General features: G+C 28.4%; 23 protein-coding genes and 1 riboswitch. Of the genes, 21 read left to right on the top strand and 2 right to left on the bottom strand.

Translation table 11 applies throughout. The annotated features are described in order from the left end of the window. The first annotated feature begins 235 nt into the window (after positions 1–235). Positions 236–1,870, top strand: coding sequence for a polysaccharide biosynthesis protein (locus Q0W06_RS00430; protein ID WP_297629802.1), 1,635 nt, complete (start codon positions 236–238; stop codon positions 1,868–1,870). Positions 1,871–1,953: 83 nt separating this feature from the next. Here the strand turns inward: Q0W06_RS00430 and spoVB are convergent, their stop codons facing one another. Next, a complete protein-coding gene (gene spoVB / locus Q0W06_RS00425) occupies positions 1,954–3,450 on the bottom strand; it encodes a stage V sporulation protein B (RefSeq protein ID WP_297629799.1) in 1,497 nt (498 codons plus the stop codon). 163 nt (positions 3,451–3,613) lie between these two features. Here spoVB and Q0W06_RS00420 point away from each other — a divergent pair, with 163 nt between their 5' ends. The 17 genes from Q0W06_RS00420 to Q0W06_RS00340 all read left to right on the top strand — a co-directional run bounded on the left by Q0W06_RS00420 (position 3,614) and on the right by Q0W06_RS00340 (position 21,869). Continuing rightward, positions 3,614–4,909, top strand: a complete 1,296-nt coding sequence (locus tag Q0W06_RS00420; RefSeq protein WP_297629797.1) for a hypothetical protein — start codon at positions 3,614–3,616, stop codon at positions 4,907–4,909. A gap of 123 nt (positions 4,910–5,032) precedes the next feature. Beyond that, on the top strand, positions 5,033–5,518 hold the full coding sequence (locus Q0W06_RS00415; RefSeq protein ID WP_297629794.1) for a hypothetical protein: 486 nt from the start codon (positions 5,033–5,035) through the stop codon (positions 5,516–5,518). Positions 5,519–5,533: 15 nt separating this feature from the next. Beyond that, entirely contained in the window at positions 5,534–7,189 is a 1,656-nt protein-coding gene (locus Q0W06_RS00410) for a B12-binding domain-containing radical SAM protein (RefSeq protein ID WP_297629791.1), read from the top strand. Between the two features lie 180 nt (positions 7,190–7,369). Next, a complete protein-coding gene (locus Q0W06_RS00405) occupies positions 7,370–7,696 on the top strand; it encodes an ATPase (RefSeq protein ID WP_297629789.1) in 327 nt (108 codons plus the stop codon). Continuing rightward, on the top strand, positions 7,683–9,632 hold the full coding sequence (locus tag Q0W06_RS00400) for a V-type ATP synthase subunit I (RefSeq protein WP_297629786.1): 1,950 nt from the start codon (positions 7,683–7,685) through the stop codon (positions 9,630–9,632). Before Q0W06_RS00405 ends, Q0W06_RS00400 begins: the two co-directional genes overlap by 14 nt. A 26-nt stretch (positions 9,633–9,658) precedes the next feature. Further along, on the top strand, positions 9,659–10,141 hold the full coding sequence (locus Q0W06_RS00395) for a V-type ATP synthase subunit K (RefSeq protein WP_297629783.1): 483 nt from the start codon (positions 9,659–9,661) through the stop codon (positions 10,139–10,141). A gap of 16 nt (positions 10,142–10,157) precedes the next feature. After that, positions 10,158–10,742: a V-type ATP synthase subunit E gene (locus tag Q0W06_RS00390; protein WP_297629780.1), complete on the top strand. Its 585-nt coding sequence runs from the start codon at positions 10,158–10,160 to the stop codon at positions 10,740–10,742. An 11-nt stretch (positions 10,743–10,753) separates the two neighbouring features. Continuing rightward, positions 10,754–11,755, top strand: a complete 1,002-nt coding sequence (locus Q0W06_RS00385; RefSeq protein ID WP_297629778.1) for a V-type ATP synthase subunit C — start codon at positions 10,754–10,756, stop codon at positions 11,753–11,755. Further along, positions 11,748–12,059: a V-type ATP synthase subunit F gene (locus tag Q0W06_RS00380; protein ID WP_297629775.1), complete on the top strand. Its 312-nt coding sequence runs from the start codon at positions 11,748–11,750 to the stop codon at positions 12,057–12,059. The genes Q0W06_RS00385 and Q0W06_RS00380 overlap by 8 nt, the downstream gene beginning before the upstream one ends. A gap of 17 nt (positions 12,060–12,076) precedes the next feature. After that, complete coding sequence (locus Q0W06_RS00375) at positions 12,077–13,855, top strand: V-type ATP synthase subunit A (protein ID WP_297629772.1); 1,779 nt, start codon at positions 12,077–12,079, stop codon at positions 13,853–13,855. Continuing rightward, positions 13,848–15,227 carry a V-type ATP synthase subunit B gene (locus Q0W06_RS00370; protein ID WP_297629769.1) on the top strand — a complete coding sequence of 460 codons (1,380 nt, stop codon included), beginning with the start codon at positions 13,848–13,850 and terminating at the stop codon, positions 15,225–15,227. The genes Q0W06_RS00375 and Q0W06_RS00370 overlap by 8 nt, the downstream gene beginning before the upstream one ends. A 3-nt stretch (positions 15,228–15,230) precedes the next feature. Continuing rightward, positions 15,231–15,872 carry a V-type ATP synthase subunit D gene (locus Q0W06_RS00365; RefSeq protein ID WP_297629767.1) on the top strand — a complete coding sequence of 214 codons (642 nt, stop codon included), beginning with the start codon at positions 15,231–15,233 and terminating at the stop codon, positions 15,870–15,872. 263 nt (positions 15,873–16,135) lie between these two features. Then, positions 16,136–17,086 carry an MraY family glycosyltransferase gene (locus Q0W06_RS00360; protein WP_297629765.1) on the top strand — a complete coding sequence of 317 codons (951 nt, stop codon included), beginning with the start codon at positions 16,136–16,138 and terminating at the stop codon, positions 17,084–17,086. A 164-nt stretch (positions 17,087–17,250) separates the two neighbouring features. After that, positions 17,251–17,353: riboswitch (SAM riboswitch) on the top strand. Between the two features lie 160 nt (positions 17,354–17,513). After that, the gene (locus Q0W06_RS00355) at positions 17,514–18,398 is read left to right on the top strand and encodes a methylenetetrahydrofolate reductase (protein WP_297629762.1); all 885 of its coding nucleotides are present in this window, start codon (positions 17,514–17,516) and stop codon (positions 18,396–18,398) included. Then, complete coding sequence (locus tag Q0W06_RS00350) at positions 18,391–18,843, top strand: S-ribosylhomocysteine lyase (RefSeq protein ID WP_297629759.1); 453 nt, start codon at positions 18,391–18,393, stop codon at positions 18,841–18,843. The genes Q0W06_RS00355 and Q0W06_RS00350 overlap by 8 nt, the downstream gene beginning before the upstream one ends. Beyond that, positions 18,830–19,507: a vitamin B12 dependent-methionine synthase activation domain-containing protein gene (locus Q0W06_RS00345; protein ID WP_297629756.1), complete on the top strand. Its 678-nt coding sequence runs from the start codon at positions 18,830–18,832 to the stop codon at positions 19,505–19,507. The genes Q0W06_RS00350 and Q0W06_RS00345 overlap by 14 nt, the downstream gene beginning before the upstream one ends. Further along, on the top strand, positions 19,497–21,869 hold the full coding sequence (locus Q0W06_RS00340) for a homocysteine S-methyltransferase family protein (protein WP_297629753.1): 2,373 nt from the start codon (positions 19,497–19,499) through the stop codon (positions 21,867–21,869). The genes Q0W06_RS00345 and Q0W06_RS00340 overlap by 11 nt, the downstream gene beginning before the upstream one ends. A 32-nt stretch (positions 21,870–21,901) precedes the next feature. Here the strand turns inward: Q0W06_RS00340 and Q0W06_RS00335 are convergent, their stop codons facing one another. Further along, the gene (locus tag Q0W06_RS00335; protein WP_297629750.1) at positions 21,902–22,126 is read right to left on the bottom strand and encodes a hypothetical protein; all 225 of its coding nucleotides are present in this window, start codon (positions 22,124–22,126) and stop codon (positions 21,902–21,904) included. A gap of 189 nt (positions 22,127–22,315) precedes the next feature. Here Q0W06_RS00335 and Q0W06_RS00330 point away from each other — a divergent pair, with 189 nt between their 5' ends. The 3 genes from Q0W06_RS00330 to Q0W06_RS00320 are packed head-to-tail and all read left to right on the top strand — an operon-like array spanning position 22,316 to position 25,001. Further along, positions 22,316–24,154 carry a hypothetical protein gene (locus Q0W06_RS00330; protein ID WP_297629746.1) on the top strand — a complete coding sequence of 613 codons (1,839 nt, stop codon included), beginning with the start codon at positions 22,316–22,318 and terminating at the stop codon, positions 24,152–24,154. 3 nt (positions 24,155–24,157) lie between these two features. Beyond that, positions 24,158–24,697, top strand: coding sequence for an RNA polymerase sigma factor (locus Q0W06_RS00325; RefSeq protein ID WP_297629744.1), 540 nt, complete (start codon positions 24,158–24,160; stop codon positions 24,695–24,697). Further along, positions 24,684–25,001 (top strand): hypothetical protein, encoded by a 318-nt coding sequence (locus tag Q0W06_RS00320; RefSeq protein WP_297629741.1) that lies wholly within the window; start codon positions 24,684–24,686, stop codon positions 24,999–25,001. The genes Q0W06_RS00325 and Q0W06_RS00320 overlap by 14 nt, the downstream gene beginning before the upstream one ends. Positions 25,002–25,218 lie beyond the last annotated feature (217 nt).

The raw sequence follows: 25,218 nt of genomic DNA, 5'->3' as shown, positions 1-25,218 counted from the left end.
ATATTAAAAATAAATATTATTGATAATTATGTCCTATACTTTGCAAAAGTAAGTTCCGCTTAATAAAAAAAACGGAAGTTACTATTTCAATTTACATAAAGGGTTTTTAGCAGATTGACAAGAATATAAATAAAGACTAATCTATAAAAATAAGGAAAATTATGAAAATTATACAGGGACTTAATATAAAAAATAGAAGTTTTGTTAAGTTTAATAGTTATTTTAGGAGTAAATTATGAAAGAAGGATCATCAGTTACGAAAGGGTTTATGATACTTTCTATAGCAGGAATAGTGTCAAAATTATTATCAGCATTATATGTACCATTGCTTACACGAATTATTGGCGATGTAGGAATGGGGATATATGGTAAGGGATATGATGTATTTATGTTCGTATATGCAGTAACTACAATGGGATGTCAGCCAGCGGTAGCAAAAGTAATTTCAGAGTTAAAAGCTTTAGGAAATGAAGATGATGCAGAAAGAACATTGAAAATATCAAAGAGAATATTTGGAGTGGCAGGAGGAATAGGAAGTATATTACTTATGATATTAGCTTATCCAATAGCTAAACGAATAAATATAGAATCAGCAACATTTGCAATAATGTTTCTTGGACCAAGTGTGTTTTTAACAGCTATTTTGGCAGCATATAGAGGATATTTTCAAGGAAAAAATATGATGCATGGAATTGCAATATCTCAAGTTGTAGAACAGATTTTAAATGTATTAGTAAGTCTTCTTTGTGCATATTTATTTATGAATATCAGTTTACCTTTAGGTGCAGCAGGTGGAACGATAGGAACTACAGTTGGTGCAGTAGTAGCAGTAATATATTTAATTTATCTATATGAGAAAAAAATTAAAAGAAAGAAAAGAAAAATAAGAAAAGAAGTGGTAGCTGAAGGAAAAGGAAGAAGAATAAGTAATGAAGGAATAAAAAGAAAAATATATGCATATGCATTACCTATAACTCTTATAGCAGGAATTCAAAATTTTGGTGGAATGGTGGACATGTTTAATGTTAATAGTAGACTTTTGCATGCAGGATTTAGTTTAGATAATGCAAATGCTTTATATGGATTATTTATTCAATATAGAACTTTGCTTGGACTACCATTGATAATAATAACATCACTTACAGTAATAATATTACCTAATATAGCTAAGGAGTTTGCACTTAAGAATAGAAAAGCTATAATAAAACAAATTAATTTTGGGTTTAAGTTAACATTTATGATAACTATACCTGCAGCTGTAGGTATGAGTTTTCTAAGCAGTGAAATATATAGATTACTTTTTGGAACGGTAAAGGGCTCATATATTATGATGATGGGTTCATTTATTCTTATTTTTATGTCACTAGCACAAGTACAATCATCTATATTACAGGGAATGAGTAAGTTTAGACCATTAATTATGGCATTTACAATAGGGGTTATATTTAAAGTTTTAGGGAACTATATTTTTGTTGGAATTCCTAAAATAAATATTATAGGAGTTTTAATTGGAAACTTTTTTTATTTTGCAATACCAACAGCTATATGTTATAAAATCATAAGAAGAACTGTGAGGTATAAAATACCGATATTAAAACCGTGTATAAAGCCAATAATTGGAGCTATAGGAATGGGGATATTCTTATATTTTGGAAGAATACCACTTGTAAGTTTATCTAACGGTATAAGCTCAAAATGGCTTGTATGGGGATTTATTTTAATATATACAATTATATTGGTTATAATTGGATCTGTAATATATGGAGTTATTATGATTTTTATAGGAGGTATAAGAAAAGCTGATATAGAAGCTATCTCTCCTAAAATTTATAGAAAGATTCCAGGAAGTTTAAAAAGAAAAATACGATAGAATATTTAAAGAGAAAGAAAGCATTGCAGTGAAAATTTTAGTGCAAACTAAAATATATTGACTGCAATGCTTTTTTTATAAAATTAATTTGTTCCTAATTTGGAGGACAAAGCAAATGTAGCAAAAATTAAAAAGACTAAAGAAAGTGTTTTAATAGTTGTAAGTGGCAATAAAAAATAACGAATTAAAAGATTAAATAATAAGTAAATTAAAATTGCTACAAGAATGAATATTATTATATTAATAACTGAAAGATTTAAGTTTAAACATCTATTTATTTCATAAAGATTTAAAAGCAAGCAAAGAGCTGAACTAAAAAATAAAGTAATACTAAATCCATAAATATTTATAGATGGAATAGATGTAAAAATAAATAAAGAAATCAATTCAAAAACTGCTATAACAATTGAGTTTCTTAAAATTATGCCTTGCTTACTAAGACCGTTTAAAATTCCAAACATAGTAGTGGAACAAAAGAAAAGTGGAGCTGATAAAGAAGCCATTTTAATAAAATTGCCTAAATCATCTCTAGCATAAAAAATTTCTCCAAGTTTTCCGGGAACTAAATTACATATAACAGTAGTAGCAAGTCCAAGAATAAAAGCAAGCTTTAAGACTTTACGAATTCTAACTATAGCATCGTAGCTACGTCCTTGATTTAAAGTTTGAGATAAATCAGGAATTATTAATGTATTTATAGTTCCGACAACAATTAATGGAATACCTATAAGCGTCATTGCCATACCAGTATATTTACCAATAAGAGCTAAAGCTTGGTTATAATCAAATCCTGCATGAATTAATCGCTGTGGAACAATCCAAGTTGACACAGTAGAAAAAATTCCATTTAAAAATCCATTTAGACACAGAGGAAATGAAATTATAAGTACGTTAAATAGAAGCTGAAGTCTTCCCTCAGTTTTTACCTTAGGTCGATAAGGGATATTCTTAGTGCATTTTTTATAATATAAATATAAAAAGATTAGACTCTGTAATTCACCAATAGCTAATGATACATAAGCAAGAGTAACTAATAAAGTTAAGTTATTTGTTTTAAAAGTATATAGAAGTAAAAATATAGTTACAAGTCTCATAGCTTTTTCAAATATATCTATTAGTGCTGGAACTTTTATTTGCGAAGTTCCTAAAAAATAACCTTTTAAAATATTTGAAAGAGAAATGAATATCATAGCAGGGCAAGCGACCCTAATAGCGTTTATGGTTCTGATATCATGTATTCCGAATTTAGCTATTATAGGGGCAAAGAAAAATACAAAAAGACCAATGCAGATGGCCCAAATAATATTAAAAATTGAAACAGTCTTTATAGTTTTATTTAAATTTCCATATTCATTTGAGTAATGATAAACTGCAGAAATTTTTGAAATTGCTGCTACAATTCCAGAGGTCATAAGACATATAAATAAATGATATACAGGCATAACAAGATTATATAATCCCATACCTTCTGCTCCTAATATTTTTGATAGGTATATAGAAAAAATAAATCCTAAAATTCCTGTTGCTATATTAGAAGATGTAAGTAAGAAAGAATTTTTAAAAAAATTATCCTTTTCCAAAATAAAATCACCCCTTTTAATCACTGTAAATAATATTCAAAAAAAATAAGAAATATACTGTAAAATAAAACTTTATTTTAAATAATTAGAATTAAGTATATTTAGGAATATTTAAGGTAGAGGGTTAAATATAAATTAAAGAGGAATGGTAAGGGGGGAATTAATGAAGAAATTTTTGAAATATTCTTTAGCAAGTGTACTTATAGTAGCCTTTGCTTTAGGAATTTATATTTATACTAGTGGATATAGAATAGAAGTACAGGAAAAAGGAATAAAGAGTGATATATTTTTAAAGGGATTTGAAAATGCAGTTGCTTTAGAAACTGATAATGAAGGGAATTATTTTATATGTTATGAGAATGAAATAATAAAAATAAATAAAGAAAATATGACAGAAAAAATATATACTAATAACGGATTACAAATTGAAGATGTAGTTTATTTAGAAAATAATTTATTTTTATTATCAAAAGAAGACCTATTAAAAATAAATTTGAAGGATGGAAGTATTGATAGAATTATAAAAGATATTCCATTTGGAAATGAAAGAATTAAGAGAAAGCTTTTAGCCAATGAAAATAAAATATATTTATCAATAGGTTCATTCACTAATACAGGAATTATGGAAAAAAGTGACCAATTTACAAAGAAATTATGGGATAAAAGTCCTATAGATTTAGAATTAACAGGAGAAAATTATGGAGATGGAAATACTGGTGCATTTAAAAAGTATGGTGAAAAAAGTTTAGAGGATGAAAAAATTAAAGGTGAAAGTTTAGGAAATAGTGCTGTTTATGAAATAGATACAGAAAAGAAAGAAGGGATATTATATGCAAGTGGAATAAAAAATGTACTTGCATGGGATGTGAATAGCTTAAATGAAATAGTTGGAGTTATAGAAGGATTAGAACCAAATGGAACTAGAGGCGTATTAAGAGATACAGATCATATTTATAAAATAACGAAGGGTACATGGTATGGCTGGCCAGATTATAGTGGAGGAGATAAAATAAGTTCTCCTAAATTTTCAGATAGTGAAGGAATCAAACAAATAATAAAAAAACCTTTAGAAGAAGTTGTAAAAGGACCATACTATGAACATAATAATTTGAGTTCTATAGATTGTTTAGCTATAGATAAAAAAGGAGTTATTTTAGAAGAAGATACTATATTATTTTTTGATAGTAAAGAAAATAAGGTGTTTTCTTTAGATAGTAAAAAGAAAGTAAGTGAGTTTTTAAAGCTAGATAAAAATAGTGAGATAAAAGATATAATATTTTTAGATACAGAATGTCTTTTGTTAGATAGTCAATCAGGGTATATTTATAAATTAGAAAAAGATAGACTGAATTTTATTGGGAATATTCCTAAGAGTATAATTATAATTTTAGTTGTGACGGGATTAGCTATTTTATTGATTAGTGTAAAAAAGATTTTAAATAAAAAAGAAAATAAATAGATATTTAAAAATAAAGCTATTTTAGAGATAGTTTTATTTTTTTTTGTTATGAAATAAGATAGAAGATAATCTCTTTTAAAATATGTAAAAAAATGGTAGTATTATTTGGAGAGGTGATTAGTTATGAAAAAAACTTTAATGGTAAATTTAAGTGGATTTAAGATTGAGGGAGATATAATAGACTTTTCATTAGAAGAATTTTCACTTTTAGATTGTAATTCTAATGAAGAACAGAATGAGAAATGTAGTGAAATAGCGTTAACGAATGAAGAGGAGTTGTATGATTCAGGAATAATATTTTTTAATCTTAATAAAATATGGAATCCTATTAAGAGAGAAGATATTTTAAATGATATGATGGGGAAAATAAAAAAAGATGGATATATATATATATGGGATTTAAATAAAAGTTTTGGAGAAGTTGTGGATGTGGAACTAAAGGTATTATGTCCAGATGGAAAGTTTAAAAATGTGAACTTGAAGACAAATAATATATTTTCATCCTTAAGTATAGAAGAAATAGAAAAAAGCCTTGAAAAAAACTGTATAATAGAGGAGACTAAGGTTTGGGAAGATATGTTTTATATAAAGGCCCAAAAAAATAACTAAAGAGAGGAATTTTTTATGAAAATATTATTTACAGCAGTTAACTCAAAATTTATTCACAGTAATTTAGCAGTGAGATATTTAAAAGCATTCACAAAAGATATGGATTATGAGGGAAAGATAAGAGAGTTTTCAATAAATGATAGAGAAGAAAAAATACTAGAAGAAATTATAAAAGAAAGACCTAATGTAGTAGCATTTTCTACATATATATGGAATGTTGAAATGATTGGAAGACTTGCAGAACTTATAAAGACTGTAGATTCTAATATAGAGATTTTATATGGAGGTCCAGAAGTTTCATATGACAGTACAGTATTTTTAAAAGAACATATTGGAGAATATGTAATAGTTGGTGAAGGTGAAAAAACTTTAAGGGAGTTTATAGAATATAAACTAGGAAAGACATCGCTAGAATCTATAAGAGGTCTTGTATATAGAGAAGATGAGGAAATAAAGTTTAATGGAAACAGACCACTTATGTCATTAGAAGAGGTTGTTTTCCCATATGAAGAAAATGAAGATTTAAGTAATAAAATTGTTTATTATGAGGCTTCAAGAGGATGTCCTTTTAATTGTAAGTATTGCCTTTCATCAACAGTTCATGGAGTAAGATTTCAAAATATAGATAGAGTTTTAAAGGAACTTAAATATTTTGTTGATAAAAAAGTTAGATTAGTCAAGTTTGTTGATAGAACATTTAACTGTAATCATAAGTTTGCTATGCAAATTTGGGATTTCTTAATAAAGCAAGATACAGAAACAGGCTTTCATTTTGAAATATCAGCAGATATATTAAAGAAAGAAGAGATAGAACTTTTAAGAAATGCACCTGAGAATAGATTCCAATTTGAAGTAGGAGTTCAAACAACAAATGATGAAGTGCTTCATAATATAAATCGATTTGTTAATTTTAGTGATATAAAAGAAAAGGTTGTAGAATTATTATCTTTAAGAAATATAAAACAACATTTAGATCTTATAGCAGGACTTCCAGGTGAAGATTTTCAATCTTTTAAAAATTCATTTAATGATGTGCATTCAATTAGACCAGAGGAGATTCAGTTAGGGTTTTTAAAATTGCTTAAAGGTTCTTCTATGAGAGAAGAAAGTGAAAAATGGGAAATGAAATTTTCAAAATATCCACCTTATGAGATTTTAAGTACAAAAAATATAGATTATTTTAGTCTTTTAGAACTTAAAAAAGTAGAACATATGGTAGATAAATATTATAATAGTGGAAAATTTAATTTAACTTTAGAATATTTTTATCCAAAATATAAAACGCCATTTGAATTTTTCTATGATTTAGGCAAATTTTATGAAAGTAAAGGGTATTTTGATAGAAGCATAGGGAATAATGAATACTATAAACTATTTTTAGAGTTTACAGAAGAAAAGTTAAATGAAGATTCTTCAATACTTAAAGAAATAATAAGATATGAATATCTGCTTAATAATAAGAAGAGAGGTATTCCAGAATTCTTAAAGGGAGATATAAGTAAAGAGGAAGAAAAAGAAATAAAAGAAGGATTAAAAGATGAATATTCATTCAAGGAATATTTTGTAGAAAAGTTCATAATTGATATAGAATATTATTTAAAAACAGGAGAAATTTTGAAGAAAAATAGGATTGCGTTGCTAAATAATAATAAAAAGTTTATATTTTTGTAATTTAATTATAAAATCACCATTGAAAAATGGTGATTTTATCCTATATTAATAAAAAGTTATAAAAATTAAGAATTTTATTGAAATTATTCGTAAAAAGTGTATAATATAATTAAAAAGTAATTAATACTATATAAAGCATTAATTCATATATGTTTAATTACTAGTAAAGGTGGTGATATTTTGGCATTAGAGGCAATTAAAGAGGTTAAGAAAGCAGAAGAGAAAGCAGATGGGTTACTTAAAGAAGCAAATTTAAATGCTAAAGAAACTCTGCAAGGAGCTGAAAAAGAAGCTTTAGATGAATACAACAAGGTGTTGAGAGAAGCTAAAGAAGAATGTGATAGGATTATGGAAGATGCAATCTCGAAAGGGAATAAAGAAGCAGAGCCAATCATAATTAAAGGTGAGGCAGAGGCAAAAGAAATTTTAAATGTATCCGGAAATAAAAAAGAGGATGCGATTAAATTAGTGATTGAGAGGATAGTGAAGACAAATGGCAATAGTTAAGATGAATAAATTCACTTTACTAACCTTTAAATCCAAAAAAGATTCACTACTAGAAAAACTTCAAAATTTTTCAGAAGTAGAATTTATAGATTTACAAAATGAAGACTACTTAGAATTAAATGAAGAGTTGAAAGAGCTTTCTAAGGATACTGTGGATGAAGAGTTTAGTAATTGTGAAGAAAAATTATCCAAAGCAAAGTTTGCTCTTGACTTCTTAAGAGGTTATGTACCTGCAAAATCAGGATTAAAAGCAATGAGAGAAGGAAAAAAATCTATAAGTGTAGAAGAACTTCAAAAAGCTGTGGAAACTAGCAATTGGGAAAAAGTTCGTGATAAGCTTAAAGATAGAGAAATTAAACTTCTAGAACTAGATAATGAAATAACAAGGCTAGAAACTGAAATAGATATGTTAAAGCCATGGGAAAAGTTCGATGCATCTTTTACTCAAGTAAAAGAATTGAAAACACCAGCTTTTATAGGCAGTGTATCTAAAAATTATAAAGAAGTCTTAATAAAAGAATTATCAAATTGCTACCTTGAAATAATAGGAGAAGATAATCAAGATATTTTCTTTTTTACTCTAACTAATAGTGAAGATAAAGAAAAAATAGATGAAATATTAAGAGGATTTGGGCTTAGTAATTTTAAAATGGATATTGATGAAGTTCCAATAAATAAAATTCATACAAATCTAGATAGAATTGAAAAAATAAAATCAGAAAAGTTTTTTATAAAAGAAGAATTAGCAGCACTAGAAGCTGAAGCTAATGTATTAGAGTTAGTATATGAATACTATCATAATATTCAAACTAGAAAACTTGCTAAAAATAACTTTTTAAAAACAAATAATACAGTAGTAATTCAAGGATGGACACCTGTTGAAAAAAATAATGAATTAGATAAGATAGCAACAGAAGTTCTTGGTGAAAATTATTACTTAACTTATGAAGGTGTAAAAGAAGAAGAAATACCTAATGTGCCAATAAAACTAAAAAATAACTCAGTAAATAAATCATTTGAAAACATTACAGAAATGTATAGTTTACCAAGATACAATGATATAGATCCAACACCACTTTTAGCACCATTTTTCTTATTATTCTTTGGAATGATGGTAGCAGATATTGGATACGGGTTAGTAGTACTTATAGGTTCAATAATAGCATTAAAGTGCTTTAAATTAGGAGAAACACAAAAGCAATTTGCAAAATTCTTTTTCTGGTTAAGTTTCCCAACAATTGCATTTGGAGCAATATATGGGGCATTCTTTGGAGATTTAATTCCGTTACCAGCACTTATAAATACGAAGACAGATGTTACAACTATATTAGTTATGTCAATAGTATTTGGGGTAATTCAAATATTCTTTGGATTAGGAATTAAAGCTTATGTGTTAATAAGAGCAGGAAAACCATTTGATGCATTTTGTGATGTAGGATCATGGGTTATTACTCTTGTATCAATAGGAGTTTTCGCTTTTGGAAAAATGACAGGACATGAGATGGTTGGTACTATCGGAATGTGGTGTATGATAATTGGTATGGTACTTATAGTACTTACTCAAGGAAGACATATGAAATCTAAAGGTGGGCAGATAGGACAAGGTTTATATGCATTATATGGGATAACAGGATATATTGGAGACTTAGTTTCTTATACAAGACTTATGGCATTAGGTCTAGCTGGAGGTTCAATAGCTGGAGCATTAAATCTTATTATAGGAATGTTCCCAGGAATTGCATTAGTAATTTTTGGACCAATAGTATTTATCTTAGGACACGTATTTAATTTAGGATTATCTTTATTAGGTGCTTATGTTCATACATGTAGACTTGAATATGTAGAATATTTTGGAAAGTTCTATGATGGTGGAGGAAGACCTTTTAAGCCATTCAAAACTTTAGATAAGTTTATAAATATCAAAAAAGAAATTTAGTTTTTATTAATAGGAGGATTTAAAAAATGGAAAATACATGGATTAGCTTTTTTATAGAAAATGGTGGGATTATATTTGCAGCTCTAGGAGTAGCATTAGCAGTAGGATTATCAGGAATAGGTTCAGCTAAAGGGGTTGGACTAGTAGGGGAAGCCGCTTCAGGGCTTATGACAGAAGAACCAGAAAAGTTTGGTAAGGCGTTAGTTCTTCAATTATTACCAGGTACTCAAGGTTTATACGGATTCGTTATTGGGTTATTAGTTTACTTAAAAATCGGAGCAGGTATGGATTTCAAAACAGGATTATTCTTATTCTTCGCTTGTTTACCAATTGCAATTGCTGGTTTATTCTCAGGAATAGCTCAAGGTAAAGTTGCAGCAGCAGGTATCCAAATATTAGCTAAGAAACCAGAGCAAACAACAAAAGGAATTATCTTTGCAGCAATGGTTGAAACTTATGCATTATTAGGATTCGTTGTATCAATATTATTAGTATTCAGCGTTAAATAGTTAGGGATGTGAAAATATGTCAAATGTTAATAATCTAACTTCTAAAATCCTTAAGGATGCGGAAGACAGAAAGAACAGCATATTAGCCGATGCAGAAAAAGAAAAAGACAAAATAATTCTTAAGAAAAGAGAAGAGGCTAATAAGCTAAAAATTTCAATGATAGAAAAAATGAAAATGGAATCTGCAACTAGAAAAGAAAGAATTCTTTCTAGTGCAGAGTTAAAAGTTAGAAATGAAAAATTGCTTTCAAAAGGTAAGGTTATTGACGATGTATTCAATATGAGCATAGATAACTTGTGCCAAATGAAAACTGATGAATTTAAGGCATTCATAAAAAATGCTTTAAAGAAAATGAGTATAGAAGGCGATGAAAAAATAATATTAAATGAAATTGGAAGAAAAGCTATTGATGAAGCTTTTATAAATGAAATAAATAGAGAATATAATGTGAATATTACATTATGTGAAACAATAGGAAACTTCAAAGGTGGATTCATCTTAGAGAAAAATGGAATAGAAATAAATTATACATTTGAATCACTAGTTGGATCGGTAAGAGATGAGATGGAATTTGAAGTAGCAAGTATATTATTTAGTTAAGGAGGATTAATATGGATTCAATGATGTTTACTCAAGTTATACCAAGACTTAGAGTGTTAGAAACAAGACTCCTTGATAAATCGAAGATTGATAGAATGATAGATGGGGATTCAGGAAATGAAGCTTTAAAAGTTCTACAAGAATCAGAATATGGAAATGTAATGACTGGCATTAAAAGAGCCGAGGATTATGAAGAAATTTTAAGTAATGAACTTAAAAGAGTGTATGCACTAGTATATAGTGCATCACCTTCAAAATCATTAATAGATATAATGAGTTTAAAATATGACTATCATAATATAAAAGTTATTTTAAAAGGAATGTTCCTAAAAAAAGATTTTAGTAATATGCTAATACCAGTTGGGAAAATGGAATTATCAAAACTTAAATATATGATAGAAAATAATAGCTTAAGAGATTTACCAAAAAGAATGAAAGAGGGAGTTATAGCTGCAAGCGAAGACTTTGAAGTTAATAAAGATCCTCAAAGAACAGATATTATTTTAGATAAATATATGTTCATAGAACTTAATGATATAAGAAAAGAGTTAAATCACAAATTTATAGATAAATATATAAGAGTATTAATAGATTCTACAAATTTAAAAACTCTTTTAAGAGTTAAGAAACAAAATAAAGGTAGAGATTTCTTAGAAGAAGTTATTATAGAAGGTGGGTCAATAGATAAGGATGTATTAAAGGCACTTCTTACAGATTCAGTTGAAAATATAGCAACTAAGTTAGGGCATACTGATTATGCAGAGATGCTAAGAGAAGGAATTGAAGAATTCACAAAAACAAATTCAGCAAGTCTTTTAGAAAAATTAGTTGATAATTATATAATGAAGCTTATGAAAGAAGCAAAGTTTATACCTTTTGGGCCAGAACCAGTGCTTGCTTATGTCTATGCAAAGGAGACTGAAATAAAGGTTGTTAGAATAATAATGGTTGGAAAGTTAAATAATATTGCAACTGAAGTAATAAGAGAAAGGCTGCGTGATATTTATGTCTAAGAAAATTGGTGTAGTTGGAGATAAAGATTCAGTTTTAGCATTTAAAGCTTTAGGGATAGATGTATTTCCAGTAGTTGAAGCTGAAGAAGCTAGAAAAACTATAGATAAATTAGCAATGACAGATTACGCAATAATTTTTGTAACTGAACAAGTTGCACAGAATATAGAAGAGACTATTGAAAGATACAATAAAGTAACTCTTCCAGCTGTAATATTAATTCCAAGTAATCAAGGATCATTAAATATAGGAATGCAAAGAATTAGCGACAATGTTGAAAAAGCAGTTGGGGTTAATATCTTATAGGAAGGTAGGTCGGTAAGATGAAAATTGGAAAGATAATTAAAGTTTCAGGACCATTAGTAGTTGCTGAAGGTATGGATGAAGCTAATATATATGACGTATGTAAAGTAGGAGAAAAAGGTCTTATCGGTGAAATCATCGAAATGAGAGGAGATAAGGCTTCAATACAGGTTTATGAAGAAACATCAGGAATAGGACCTGGGGATCCAGTTGAAACAACTGGAGAGCCATTAAGTGTTGAGCTTGGACCAGGACTTATTGAATCAATGTTCGATGGAATTCAAAGACCACTAGATGCATTTATGGAGGCTGCACAGTCACCATTCTTAAAAAAAGGTGTATCAGTAAAGTCATTAAGAAGAGATAGATTATGGGATTTCAAACCAACTGTTAAAGAAGGGGATGAAATTGAAGCAGGAGATATAATTGGAACAGTTCAAGAAACTCCAGTTGTAGTTCATAAAGTAATGGTACCATTTGGAATAAAAGGTACAGTTAAAGAAATAAAAGCTGGGAAATTTAATGTTGAAGAAATAGTTTGTGTAGTTTCTACTGAAAAGGGAGACAAAGAACTTTCAATGATGCAAAAATGGCCAGTAAGAAAAGGTAGAGCTTATAAGAGTAAAATGAATCCAGTAGCTCCAATGGTTACAGGACAAAGAGTTATAGATACTTTCTTCCCAGTTGCAAAAGGAGGAGCTGCAGCAGTTCCAGGACCTTTCGGAGCAGGTAAAACAGTAGTACAACACCAAGTTGCTAAATGGGGAGATACTGAAATAGTTGTTTACGTTGGATGTGGAGAGCGTGGAAATGAAATGACAGACGTTCTTAATGAATTCCCAGAATTAAAAGACCCTAAAACAGGGGAAAGCTTAATGAAGAGAACAGTTCTTATTGCTAATACATCTAACATGCCAGTTGCTGCCAGAGAAGCATCAATATATACTGGTATAACGATAGCAGAATATTTTAGAGATATGGGATATTCAGTTTCAATTATGGCTGACTCAACATCAAGATGGGCAGAAGCTTTAAGAGAAATGTCAGGAAGACTTGAAGAAATGCCAGGGGATGAAGGATATCCAGCATACCTAGGTTCAAGACTTGCAGATTATTATGAAAGAGCTGGTAAAGTAGTTTGTCTAGGTAAAGATGGAAGAGAAGGAGCAGTTACAGCAATCGGTGCAGTATCACCTCCAGGAGGAGATATTTCAGAACCAGTAACTCAATCAACTTTAAGAATAGTTAAAGTTTTCTGGGGACTAGATGCTAACTTAGCTTATCAAAGACACTTCCCATCAATAAATTGGTTAAATTCATATTCGTTATATGCAGATAGTATTGACCAATGGATGAATGAAGAAGTTGCAAGTGATTGGTCAGAGCTTAGAACAAAAGCAATGTCATTATTACAAGAAGAATCAAGCTTACAAGAAATCGTAAGACTTGTTGGTATAGATGCACTTTCAGAGGGCGATAGATTAAAACTTGAAGTAGCTAAATCATTAAGAGAAGACTACTTACAACAAAATGCTTTCCATGAAATTGACACATATGCATCATTAAATAAACAACACAAAATGTTAAAGTTAATACTTCAATTCCAAACTGAAGCAGAGAGAGCTTTAAAAGTAGGAGTTTATTTAGATAGAGTTTTAAAAATGGATGAAGTAAGAGATAAGATTGCAAGATCTAAATACGTTGCAGAAGAAAACATTGATCAAATTGATGAAATAGGAACTTTATTAACAACAGAAATGGATAAATTAATCAGCGAGGGAGGGGTTCTAGATGCTTAAAGAATATAGAACAGTAACAGAAGTTGTAGGACCATTAATGGCTGTAGATGGCGTTGAAGGAGTTAAATACGACGAACTAGTTGAAATAGAATTACAAAATGGAGAAATGAGAAGAGGTAAAGTACTAGAAGTTAATGGAACAAAGGCTATGGTACAGATCTTTGAAGGTTCTTCAGGAATTAACTTAAAAGGAACTAAAGCAAAATTCTTAGGAAGACCTCTTGAGTTAGGTGTTTCAGAAGATATGCTTGGAAGAGTCTTTGATGGGATGGGTAGACCAAATGATGATGGACCAAAAATAATTCCAGAAAAAAGACTTGATATAAATGGTGAAGCTATAAATCCTGTGGCTAGAGATTATCCATCAGAATTTATACAAACAGGAATTTCTGCAATAGATGGATTAAATACTCTAGTAAGAGGACAAAAATTACCAGTGTTCTCAGCAGCAGGACTTCCACATGCACAACTTGCAGCTCAAATTGCAAGACAAGCAAAAGTTTTAAATTCAGATTCTAAGTTTGCTGTTGTATTTGGTGCAATTGGTATAACTTTCGAAGAAGCTCAATTCTTCGTAGATGAGTTTAAGAAAACTGGAGCAATAGATAGATCAGTTCTATTTATGAATTTAGCTTCAGATCCAGCAATTGAAAGAATAGCAACTCCAAGAATGGCATTAACAACTGCAGAATTCCTTGCTTATGAAAAAGGAATGCACGTACTTGTTATCTTAACTGATATTACTAACTATGCAGAAGCATTAAGAGAAGTATCAGCTGCAAGAAAAGAAGTTCCAGGAAGAAGAGGATATCCAGGATACCTTTATACTGACCTTTCAACATTATATGAAAGAGCAGGAAGACTTAGAGGTAGAGAAGGATCAATCACTCAAATTCCAATACTTACAATGCCTGAGGAAGATAAAACACATCCAATTCCAGATTTAACTGGATATATTACAGAAGGACAAATAATTCTTTCAAGAGAATTATATAAGAAGGGGATTATGCCTCCAATAGATGTATTACCTTCACTTTCAAGACTTAAAGATAAAGGTATTGGAAAAGGTAAAACAAGAGAAGATCATGCTGATACAATGAACCAATTATTCTCAGCTTATGCACAAGGTAAACAAGCAAAAGAATTATCAGCAATCTTAGGTGAATCTGCATTATCAGATACAGATAAAGCATTTGCTAAATTTGCAGAAGCTTTTGAAAATAATTATGTATCACAAGGATTTACAGCTAACAGAACGATTGAAGAAACTTTATCAACAGGATGGGATTTACTTAAGCTTCTTCCAAAAACTGAGCTTAAGAGAATCAGAGATGAGTATTTAGAAAAATATATGCCAAGAGAGGAAGAATAATCTATGGCAAGATTAAATGTTAATCCTACAAGAATGGAGCTTTCTAAGTTAAAGAAAAGATTAACTACAGCAACTAGAGGGCACAAACTTCTAAAGGATAAGCAGGATGAGTTAATGAGACAATTCATCAATCTAGTTAAATATAACAATACTATAAGAGGCGAAGTTGAAAAAGAACTTCAAGGATCTTTAAAAGATTTCGTTATGGCTAGAGCTGTTATGAGTTCAGAGTTTCTAGAGGAAGCAATTGCTTATCCAAAAGAGAATATAACAGTAGATGTTGGGCAAAAGAACATAATGAGTGTAAATGTACCTGTTATGAACTTTAAAAGACAGCTAGAAGGTGATGAAGGAAGCATATTTCCTTATGGATTTGCAAACACTTCATCAGAACTAGATGATGCCTTAACAAAACTGTATGGAATAGTTCCAAAACTTTTAGAATTAGCAGAAGTAGAAAAATCATGTCAACTTATGGCTGATGAAATAGAAAAAACAAGAAGAAGAGTTAATGCTCTTGAATATATGACAATTCCTCAACTTCAAGAAACTATTAAGTATATTAGAATGAAACTTGATGAAAATGAAAGAAGTGCTTTAACAAGACTTATGAAAGTTAAAAGTATGATAGAGCAAAGAGGATAGGAAAAAGAAACTGGGCTACCGGTTTCTTTTTTAATACAGAAAAAATATAAGTTGTATATAAGCTGAAAAAGTGATAAAATTTACAAATTAGGAATAAATACAAAATAAGATTTAAATATTAAATAAAAAGAAGTTAATTAACGGTAATATTACAAGTAAATTAAAATTAGGATAAATAATTGCTAAGGAGAGATAATAATAGTATAATCAAGGGTAGTAGTTAATAATCTATATACAAAACATAAATTGCTAAGGAGAATATTATGGATTATTTAATAGAATTTATAAGTGCATTAGTTGTGTCGGTTATAGCTATGCCTATTCTTATAAAAATATCATATAAAATTAAGTTTACTGATAAACCAACAGAAAGAAAAAAACATAAAAAAATAACACCTCTTTGTGGTGGGCTTGGAATGTATATAGGTTTTTTTGCAGTTTACTTTTTTACGGGTGAAATAGATCATAAAAAAATATGCATATTTATAGGATCTACTTTAATTCTTTTAATAGGAATTGTAGATGATTATTATAAATCAAAGGGAAAAGAATTTAAAATAGCACCAAGATTTATAATCCAAATACTTGCAGCAATTATAGTATATAACGCAGGAGTTGCATTTAGAGGATTTACTAATCCATTTAGTGGTGAATATATTGTTTTAAATCACACACTACAGTTTATCTTAAGTATTACATGGATTTTTGGTGTGACAACGGTAATAAACTGGTCAGATGGAATGGATGGACTTGCAGGTGGAATATCACTAGTATCATCAGCTACATTTTTTATAGCAGCAATTATTTTAGGGCAAGTTGATTCAGCAAATGTATCAGCAGTTATGGCAGGTGTTTTAGTAGGATTCTTAGTGTTTAATGTACACCCTGCAAAGGTTTTTATGGGAGATTCTGGGGCAAATTTTTTAGGATTTATATTAAGTATAATTGCTTTAGATGGAGCATTTAAACAGGCTACTGTTTTAAGTATACTTATACCAATATTAGCATTGGCTGTACCTATATTTGATAATATTTTTGTTATTATTAAAAGATATAGTGAAGGAAAGGCCGTATATGAAGCTGATAGAAGTCAAATACACTTTAGATTAGAGGCTAAAGGGTTTACACCTAGACAAACAGTTAGTTGTATAGTAGGAATAAGCATAATGTGCAGTATAATCTCAATATTATTATTATTTTATAATCATTTTTAAAGAGAAATATAAAATATTCTAATGTGAGAATAAAATGAAATTTAAATTGTAAAGAACTCCCTTTTTAGGGGGTTCTTATTATTTAAAATAGAAATCAATGAAAAGAATATTTATTGAATAAATTAATTTACAAATAAAGGAAAATAATATATAATTGTGAAAAAGACTTATCAAGAGAGATGGAGGGACTGGCCCTATGAAATCCGGCAACCTACTGTGTGTGGTGCTAAATCCAGTTAGATAAGGAGACATTTAAGAGAATGAGAGTATCTTAAGGTAGTATCCTTAAGATATTTTTTTATTTTTAAGAAGATAAATTTATCAATAAATAGGATAAGGTAAAGGGAAAAGGGTTATTTAAAGAAAGTAAATAGGTAATTAAATTATCGATTACTTATTACAGAATATAATGGATAGGAGGGGAACTATGTATATAAGAGAGTTATTTGAGAAAAAGAAATTAGTATTTTCATTTGAAGTATTTCCACCTAAAAATACTTCGCCTGTAAAAAGCATTTATACTGCATTAAATGAATTAAAGGAATTAAATCCAGATTTTATAAGTGTAACATATGGTGCTGGAGGTAGTTGTACTGATAATAAAACTGCTGAAATATCATCACTTATAAAAAATGTATATGGGATTGAATCTATAGCACATTTAACATGTATAGGACAAAACAAAGAGAATATAGATTTTATAAAAGAGAGATTAAAACTTGAGGGAATAGAGAATATATTAGCACTTAGAGGAGATAATAATGGAAAATTGGAAGTAAAAGATTTTCAATATGCAAGTAATCTTATGGAGCATTTAAAAGATGAATTTAACATTATTGGGGCTTGTTATCCAGAAGGTCATATAGAAAATAAAGGAATAGATTTAGAAATAGATAATATGCTTTTAAAAGAGGAGTGTGGATGTACAAGCTTTATAAGCCAATTATTTTTTTCAAATGAAGAGTATTATGATTTCTTAGAAAAAGTAAGAAATAGAGGAGTTAAAGCACCTATTCAAGCAGGTATAATGCCTGTAATAAATAAAAAGCAAATTGAGAGAATAGGAAATCTTTGTGGAGCGAAAATACCTAGAAAATTTAAAAAGATAATGGAAAAATATGAATATAATAAAGATGCATTAAGAGAAGCGGGAATAGCTTATGCAGTAGAACAAATAATTGACTTATCATCAAGTAATGTAGAAGGGATTCATTTATATACTATGAATAATCCCTATGTAGCAAAAAAAATAAAAGAAAATATAAAAACTGTAATAGAGGCAGTGAATGGAAAGGAGATTGTGTATGAATAAGGTAGAGAGTTTTGAATTAGACCATAGAAAGGTGAAAGCGCCTTATGTTAGACGATGCTGTATTTTAACTGGTGAAAAAGGAGACAAAGTAACAAAGTTTGATCTTAGATTTTTACAGCCGAATAAAGAAAGCTTTGGAACAGCAGCAATGCACGGAATAGAACATTTGTTAGCTCATTTTTTAAGAGAATCTCTAGAGGGGATTATTGATTTTTCACCAATGGGGTGCAGAACAGGATTCTATTTGAGCATTTGGGGAGATAGAAATCCACAAGAAATTAAGATAGCATTAGAAACTGGATTAAGAAAAATAATAGAAGCAAAAGAAATACCTGCAAACAATGATATACAATGTGGAAATTATAAAGATTTATCTCTTTTTGGAGCAAAAGAATATGCAGAGGAAGCTTTAAGAAAAGGATTTTCATTAAATGTGTATGGATAATTTAGAGATTTCTATAGATGAAGTTTTAAGATACTTAGGATATAAAGGACAGGAATTAGATCAAAGGCTTTTAGATGATATAAATAAAATAAGAAAAGAATCTAAAGCCTTTCTAAGGCCTAAAAAAATATATAATTTTTACAATATAGAAAAAAGTGGAAAAGAAATAAAATTGCTGAATACAATCGTAAGCTTTAAAGGAGAAGATATATATAATCTTTTAAAAAAATCACATAAGATAATCTTAATAGCGGTTACTCTTGGAAATGATATAGAAAGATTAATAAGAAAATATGAAAAAATAAGTATGAGAGATGCTTTGATTTTAGATGCTTGTGCAACTACAGCAATTGAAGAATATATTGATAAGTTAGAATTAAAATTAAAGAAAGAATATTTAAGAGAAAAAGAAAATTTTACTTTAAGGTATAGTCCAGGATATGGAGATTTATCTTTAGGTAGTCAAAGAGATATAATAAATATATTGGATTGTGAAAGAAGAATTGGATTAAATCTTTCAGAAAGTTTAATTTTATTTCCAAGAAAATCAGTTACTGCTATATTAGGAATAATTGAAGATGAAAAAGAAAAAAAATCTTGCTTAAAATGTAGTAATTATAGTAACTGTATTTATAGAAAAGAAGGTGATATATGTGGATGTTAATAATTTATTAGATGAAATTATAGTTTTTGATGGAGCAATGGGAACTATGCTACAAAAAAATGGACTAAAACTTGGAGAATTTCCAGAAAAGCTTAATATTGAGAATAAAGAGCTTATTATTAATATACATAAAGAGTATATTAAGGCAGGAGCAGATATTATTACAACAAACACTTTTGGTGCAAATAGATTAAAATTAAAAAATCAGAAATATTCAGTTGAAGATATAATTAGAAAAGGGATAGAAAATGCAAAAGAAGGAAGTAAAAATACAAAAGTAAAGATAGCTTTAGATATAGGGCCAATAGGTGAACTTTTAAAGCCTATGGGAACTTTAGATTTTGAAGAGGCTATAGAAATATTTAAAGAGCAAATAAAAGTTGGAGTGGAAGCAGGAGTAGATTTGATTTTAATTGAAACAATGACAGATTTGTATGAGATGAAAGCAGCAGTTTTAGCAGCAAAAGAAGAATCGAATTTACCTGTATTTGCAACTATGACATTTGAAAAGGATGGAAGAACTTTTACAGGTTGTACACCTGAAAGTATGTGTTTAACATTAGAAGGATTAGGTGTTGATGTATTAGGAGTAAATTGTTCTTTAGGACCTAAAGAATTAAAAAGTATTATAAAGAGTATAGTGAAAACTACTAATTTACCTATAATGATTCAGCCCAACGCTGGATTACCTCAGATGATTGATGGAGAAACTAAATTCTTAATTACTTCAGATGAATTTTCAAATATAATAAGTGAATATGTAGATTTAGGAGTATCGGTTATAGGTGGATGTTGCGGAACTACTCCAGAGTTTATTGAAAAATTAAAAAAGATAAAAGAAAGTAAAAAAAGAGTTATTAGAGAAGAATTAAATATTTATGGAATTTGTTCATCATCCAAAGCGGTATTAATAGAAAATGGACCGAAAGTAATAGGTGAAAGAATAAATCCTACAGGAAAGAAAAAATTTAAAGAAGCATTAATAAATAGAGATTTAGATTATGTTATAAATCAAGCTTTAGAGCAAATTGATGCTGGAGCAGAAATATTAGATGTTAATGTAGGACTTCCTGAAATAAATGAAAAGGAAATGATGGAGGAGGTTATATTAGAACTTCAAAGTATAATAGATACACCTCTTCAAATTGATTCTAACAAAAAGGAAGTATTAGAAAGAGGGTTAAGAATTTATAATGGAAAACCTATAGTAAATTCTGTAAGTGGTGAAGATAAAGCTTTAAATGAAATATTACCCTTAGTAAAAAAGTATGGAGCTGCAGTAGTGGGACTTACGTTGGATGAAAAGGGAATACAATCTAAGGCTGAGGATAGAGTGAAAATAGCAGAAAAAATAATAAATAAAGCAATTGAGTATGGAATAAAAAAGGAAGATGTATATATAGATTGTTTGGCACTTACAGCATCGGCACAACAAGAAGAAGTTATGGAAACAATAAAAGGAATACGAATGATAAAAGAAAAGTTTGGAGTAAAAACTTTGTTAGGAGTATCTAATATTTCTTTTGGATTACCAAATAGAAGCATTATAAATGAAACATTCTTGGCTATAGCATTAGGAGCAGGATTAGATTTACCTATAATGAACCCAAATACAGCAGGAATGATGGGAATTGTAGATTCATTTAAAGTTCTAAATAATAATGATAAAAAATCGGAAAATTATATAAGTAAATATGGTACTTTAAAAATAGAAAAAAAGATAAAAGAAAAAAAGGAAGATGTAGGAGATTTAGAAGAGGCTATTTTAAAGGGGTTTAAAAGAAAAACTAAGGATTTAACATATACTTTATTAAAAGAAAAAACGGAATTAGAAATAATAAATGAATATTTAATTCCTACATTAGATAAAGTAGGAGTTAAATATGAAAGAGGGATAATTTTTTTACCACAACTTATTCAAGCAGCTGAAACAGTAAAAGTTTCATTTGAAATAATAAAAGAAAGAATAACTACAAAAGAAAAAGTAGATGTTAATAAGGGAACTATAGTTTTAGCAACCGTAAAAGGTGATATTCATGATATAGGTAAAAATATAGTGAAAGTTATTTTAGAGAATTATGGATATAAAATAATTGATTTAGGAAAAGATGTGGATATAGAGAAAATTGTTACAGTGGCACTTAAGGAAGAGGTTAAGTTAGTTGGATTAAGTGCATTGATGACAACAACTGTTAAGTCTATGGAAGAAACAATAAGAAGGCTTAAAGAAGAAGGATATAAAGGAAATATCATGGTAGGGGGAGCTGTCCTTACAAGAGAGTATGCAATGGAAATAGGAGCAACATTTTATGCAAAAGATGCTAAAGAATCAGTAAATATTGCAAGAGATGTTTTTAAATAAGTTTAAATTAAAAAGGTGCGATTTATCGCACCTTATTTTAATCCTTTATTTCGATCAGTAACACCATTTTCATCTTGTAGCTTAAAACGACTGATAGTTTGAAGTGACATATCTGCCATATGGTTAAGTGAAAGAGCAGATTTATGAACTGTTTCACTAGAATGAATAAGACTTTCAGTAGAAGTAACTATAGTATCAGCAAAAGATAAAATTTTAGTTTTGACACTTTTTCTTTTATCAAAATGGAAATTAACCATAAATTCACGTCCTTTATATACAAGTTCTAAATATAATTTTATATCAAATAATAGGTTTGAACAACAAAAAGAGTTAAAAAAGAATAATAAATGAAAAAAAGTAAAAATATATAAAATATTTTTTATTTATGAAACTTTTTAAAGGAGAAGCTTGTCTAAAAAGTATAAGAGGAAAAGAGAGGGAGATTTATGAGAAAAAAATTAAAAGTAAAGGTGAAACATTTAATAATAATTCCAATATTAGTTTTTATAATTTTACCAAATATATTATATTTTACAGGAAGAGTTCTTTTTGTATGGAATAAGCCTATAGGAAGAAGTGAAATAACAACAAGAGTTTATTCTTATGGTGTTTTAAATCTTTATACAAAATGGCCTAAAATTTTAAGTCCCTTTGAAGGAATGGCATATTATTCTATGGGAGCTACAAAATATAATCATAAGGGAAAATATATTACTAATGGGAAAAGAGGTATAAGTGGATTTATACCAGCAGAATTTGGTGATTATGAAGATGGATTAAAATTATATAAAAAAGGACTAGAGACTAGTAAAGGTACAAGTTTTTCTATAAATACAATGGCTATTTTTAATATGTATATGAATAGAGGAAATATAGAAGAGGCTGAAAAAATATTGGAGAATAGTTTAAAAAGAAAGAATTTAAAAGAAAATGCAGCAGGAAAAATATTGAGGGTTCAATTAGCTATTATAGAGAATGATATAGAAAAAGCAAAAAACTATTATAGTGAAGTTAAGGAAATAGTTTCTATACCAGATATAGAGAGGATACTGTATGAAGCTAAAGAAGAAGATTATTATTATAGAAATGAACAAAAGATGATAGGAGAAAAAATAGAAGTTTTCAATGAAAAAAGATTGTTAAGCGCTTTGGGAAGTAGTATAAATGTATTGCAAATAGAGCCGATATATGAAGTGAGAGAAAATAAAGATGGAAGTCAAACACAAGTTTTTCTTAAAGGAGATAGTAAAGTTAGTGGAAGAATAACGTTAGATGGAGTTGGAATGGGAAATATTCCAGTTATAGTTGGAAATGTTTTATATTCAGGATACTATTTTCAAGATGGATTTAGTCAGGTTTGGGGACAAGTGGTTTATACAGATAAAGATGGATATTATGAAGCAAAAAATATTCCTAGTATAGATAAGTTAAATGTTTCACCAGTAATAGATGTTCAGCTAGGAAAAGAATATGTTGAGGAAGAAAAAGATATAGAAAAAATAGAAAAAGGAAAAGAATATAAATTAGATTTAAACTTTAGGAAGAGAATGAATATAAATATAGATAAAAATCTTAAATTAGATGGAGATAGTTTTGAAATAAATTTTGATAAGGTAGAGGGAGCAGATTATTATTCTATAGAATTAATGTTTATAGAAAATAGTGCAGGGTATACAGAATTTTTTGAGACGAAAGAAAATAAAGTTAAAATACCACTTTTAGAGGGAAGTCTTACACCATTTAGAGCACCTATAGAGAGAAAAAGAATGATAAATGAAGAGTGTGAGGAGACTGGAAAAGAGAAAAAGACATTACAAACAGTGATGGAATTAAATTATAGTGGAAGATTTAAAGAAAATACCATTAAGGCTATTGCTGTGAGAGGGATTAAAAAAATTGGAGATAATGAATATACATTAAATTCACAAAGAATAGAAACAAATATAAGAAGTAAAAGCTATAAAGTAACACAAGGAGCAAAATTATTAGATGAAGAAAAATATGAGGAAGGTGAAAAATGGTTTAAAGAAAAAATAGATGAGGAAGGTTATAAAAAAGAATATATTTATCCTCTAATTTGGCTAGCAGTAAGATATGAATATCTTGATCAAAATAAAAAAGAGTTTTATACAGAAGAGCGATTATTAAAGACAAAGAAAATGGAAAAAATCTTATTAAAGGAACTATATAAAATAAACGAAAATAAAGATGAGATAGCTTATTTTAAAAATGAGTTTGAACAGTTTTATACCTATGGGTATGAGAAAGAAAATTTAGGAGATTAAAATATGGAAGCTATGGGGGGACGAGCTGCCTTCAAGGAAATAAAAAAGGATAAAGAAAAAGCTTTTAACTGTATTGTAGAGGAATTTAGTGAGAGAATATATAATTTGGCTAGATTATATACAAAAGATTATGTTTTAAGTGAAGATATAACACAGGAAGTTCTAGTGAAAATATATAGATATTTAGATAATTTTAAGGGAGAAAGCTCAATTTATACATGGATATATAGAATAACAATAAATACATGTAAGAATATTGTAAAAAAAGAAGAAAAATATAAGAAGATAGAAAATGTGGATTTTATAAAAGAAGAGGGATATGAAGAAGAAATAGTAGAAAGGTTAGATAAAGAAAATCTTATAAATGCTTTAGAAAATATAAAAAATGAATATAAAACAGTAATATATTTATATTATTATGAAGAACTTAAAATAAGTGAAATAAGTGAAATATTAGATAAAAGAGAAGGAACAGTAAAGACTTGGCTTAAGAGAGGTAAAACTGCTTTGGAAAAGGAGCTTTTAAAAGATGGAAGAAAATAAGGTAGAGAATAAGTTAAAAGAATCCTTTAAAAGAGAATTTAATAAAAAAAATTTGAATAAGGATTTTTATAAAAAATTAGAATTGAAAATTGAAGAAGAAAAAATATATGAGAAGACATTAAAGGGTAAAATAAAAATATTATTAGAGAGAGAAATTCAGATAGATATAAGAGGAGTAATAGCAGCAGCGGTATTTATGATAATATTACCTTCAATATTTTCATTGAAAGAAATAAATAAAGAGTATAGAGATAAATTAGTGATAAATAATACCTTATTTATTAATAAAGAAGTGGAAAAATAAAAAAACTAGCCTAAGGTAAAATCTTTAAATAAAAAGATTGCTAAGGGCTAGTTTTTATTTACAGTAAAATACTAATAGTAAATTAAGCTTGTAAATTTCTAAGTTTTCTTTTTAGTTTTGCCACGATTCTAGGGCTTGAACCTTTATTTTCTAATAAAGAAATTCTAGCTTGTAATTTTAAAATAGTTAATTCATTTGACATATATATTCACCTCAA

Origin of the sequence: uncultured Clostridium sp. (assembly GCF_947072515.1) — a bacterium.
Taxonomy (GTDB): Bacteria; Bacillota; Clostridia; order Clostridiales; family Clostridiaceae; genus Clostridium.
This window is presented reverse-complemented; position numbering and strand designations above follow the sequence as displayed.